Raw genomic sequence first — 343 nt, 5'->3', positions numbered from 1 at the left:
GATATTTCCAGCCCACTTCATGAGACAGTCTACCAAGAATACAGTACTTTCTTCCAGGCTTTAGCCTTATGACTCTAAGAGCTGATGGTACAACCATGCGCTTCACCTTATCATATGGGCTTGGTACTCCATCAAACACCTTGACACGGTTCATTGCTTCGCTGCCTCTTTTGGTCTTATGTGGAATCATACCTCTGACAGTTCTCCATAGGATTCTGCTAGGAGCACGGAAATGGAACGGTCCTCGAGATGGCTTGGTGTTGGTTCTCTTGCGCAAGAAGTCAAGATATTTCAACTTGTTTCTGTAGAAATTACCACTGATGCAAATTCTTTCACATCGTAC

At 44.0% G+C, this 343-nt stretch carries 1 protein-coding gene; it reads right to left on the bottom strand.

The features are described 5' to 3' along the window. The coding region (gene rplM, locus D0T87_RS23885) for a 50S ribosomal protein L13 (RefSeq protein WP_239063890.1) at positions 1-295 on the bottom strand (295 nt) is incomplete at its 3' end. Positions 296-343: the final 48 nt, after the last annotated feature.

This window comes from Bacteroides sp. 51, from assembly GCF_010500965.1.
Classification (GTDB): Bacteria; Bacteroidota; Bacteroidia; order Bacteroidales; family Bacteroidaceae; genus Bacteroides.
This window is presented reverse-complemented; position numbering and strand designations above follow the sequence as displayed.